Raw genomic sequence first — 2,589 nt, forward strand, 5'->3', positions numbered from 1 at the left:
GCCAGCGCACTTGTGCTAAACAGCACTATCATCAGCACCGTTAGCCCAAGTATCAATATCCTCTTCCTCAAAATGATACCCTCCTCTCTATTTATCCTTCAGCAACTCCTCCCCTCTCTCCCCCCTTACTTCTCCTCCTTCACCTCCTTCCCTCGGGGTAGGGGGGTTGCTAAAAAATGTGAACTTTACAAATTTCGCATAATATATTTAGACATTTGCGAAAGTTTTCCCTTTTATTTTATAATTGGACTTTTTTATGGCTATAACTACTTTTTGTGGCATCTTTCATTAAATTTAATTATTTTTGTCGATATATGTTTCTTTAAAATTTACAGTATTTTTGCTAATTTTAGTATTTTCCTTATAAAAATTCATTATTCACTAATTTACATAAATTTATAAAGCAAAGCCCCTGGAATAGTTACCAGGGGCTTAACAATTAATTATTTCTGGGTGAAGATTAAGAGCTTGGAGCGGTTTGCACTGTAGCCAAGTCTTCTCCACTTCTTGGTATCGACAGCAACTTTACCGCTGCTGCTGTGGCAGTCAACGCATGTATAAGCTTCGCTTGCCGGCAGGATGGTGTGGTCCATCTGCATTAAACCGTAGAAGGGGAAATAACCGGCCATAGCATTTTGTTGTTGTCCCATCATATTGACTTTTTTAGTGGTAAGAATATCTTCATTTATCATGCCGCCGAATATAGCTTGAGCAGTGTATCCATCCATTCTTGGCCGATTACCATAACCTGTAATATATACAGTTTGAGTAACATCATAGGGCATATCTGCAAAGTTTTTGTAATTACCGTTTGTATCTTTTTCTTTCATCTTATATATTCCTTGATAAACTGCGCGATTTATATCACCGGTATTGGCATAATAAGCCTTGTCAAAAGGCAACATGAAGGGGAAGTTTTGGAATGTTTTGCCAATAGCTTTGAAATAAACATCAGTCATAGCAATTGGTATTACAATATTTACCCGGTGGAAGGGTTGAATCTTGGCATTTGGATTCTGCGGATAGTTAAATCTACCCATAGGTCCAAACAAGGTTGATTTGCCTTCATCAAACAGGTCGCCAATTGGCCGGACGCCAAAGCGCATCATGTGCTCGTAACCCTGCATTTTGAAGTTCAGATAGGGTACACCTGGTTTTCCAAGATACGTCCATGAATCATTGTTGTATAATTCTTTATCTTCCCAGTTATTAAATACGTAATCCACCGGTTCGTATACTCCATCATTGGAAGCTTTTTTGGTCTTAGAAAAGTCTCTCAAATTAAGACCATAATCTTTACTGATGTGGCAGGTGCGGCAGTCTATCCGGCGGGTGTGGTCGTTCAATACCTGGTTGGCGTGGACATTGCCGGTATGACATTCGGTACACTGCTTAGCCTGCTTACCGTCTTCCGGAGTATATAAGTCAGGCATCGGCCCAATAACAAATTGGTGCTTATTTTCTATTCCCTGTCCGGTGGTGTCACCGATTGCCGGAGTCCAGGCGCCACCAGGGTGACAGTCAATACAGGATAACTTTCCATCTTTTAAGTGGACATCTAATCTATGCCAGAAGCCTCGCTTATACGCCGGACCATCCGCCGGAAAGTCGTGGCAAACGGCACAGCCTTTTGCAGTTGGTTTCTTGTAAACCGAAGCTACGGCGGTAAGCACAGCATTTTGTGCTTCTTCTAAAGTGTCAAAGTTTTCTCTTTCCATCCCGTTGTAAACCTGACCGACAGTGTAAATGTATTTTTGGTTGCCGTCCCAGTATACTTCCCGGGCTGCACCTTTCTTGACATAGTACTGGTCAGCGTGGCAGAGGAGGCAGTCAACGTCTTTTACGTACTCAAGGAGTTCATCTTCACTACTGATATTGTTAAATAATCCTGTATTAAAGTTTGGATCTTTTGGATTAGCTTTTTTGCCATAAACTATATGGCAACGGCCACAGCCGGAAGAACGGGTTGTTGCAGGATCGTTAGGATCATTAGTTTGGGTTCCTATACCCCATCTCCCCAGGAAGCTCATGAAGCCAAAAGCTTCTGGAGCACCGCAGAGGCGGTTGTACATACCAAATTGCAGTTGACCTGGTCCAAAACCGAGTTCTTTTATCCCTTCAATTGGGGTGTTGTTTAATGCTGCTGGATTTGATAAAAATAGACCATCTAACCCATACTTCAAAGCAAAACCATAAGCCATCTTGTATAAAGAGTCGCCATTTTTAGCAAAGGTGCGGTTTAAATAGTGGGTGGTGTAGACGATGTTTTTAATGGAATTCCAGCGGTCTTTAATTTTCCCTGGTCCATGGCAAGTTAAGCAAAATTCCGCAGAAGTTCCATCGGGATTTGAAGCAACCCAGGTTTTAAAATCATCTGTTAAATTCGAGTGATTGGTACCAATGGAAACCGACTGGGTAAATGTGTTAGTACCTTGAGCTACCTGAATCAACCCGGCCATGGTGATGGCATAGGCAGCATCGGCCCGGGTAGCATAACCTTTTACCGCATATAAACCAGTCTTGGTTTTGGCTACTACCGGGATTATTCCCCGCGCTACCGCTAACGCCAATGCCCGGTCTTCGTTTTCA

Annotated in this window: 1 pseudogene; it reads right to left on the bottom strand. The window is 42.4% G+C overall.

The window, feature by feature from the left end:
• Window positions 1-443: 443 nt before the first annotated feature.
• Window positions 444-2,589 (bottom strand): annotated as a pseudogene (locus tag ciss_RS13345) (hypothetical protein); the annotation flags it as partial.

Origin of the sequence: Carboxydothermus islandicus (genome assembly GCF_001950325.1) — a bacterium.
In the GTDB taxonomy this organism is placed as follows: Bacteria; Bacillota; Z-2901; order Carboxydothermales; family Carboxydothermaceae; genus Carboxydothermus; species Carboxydothermus islandicus.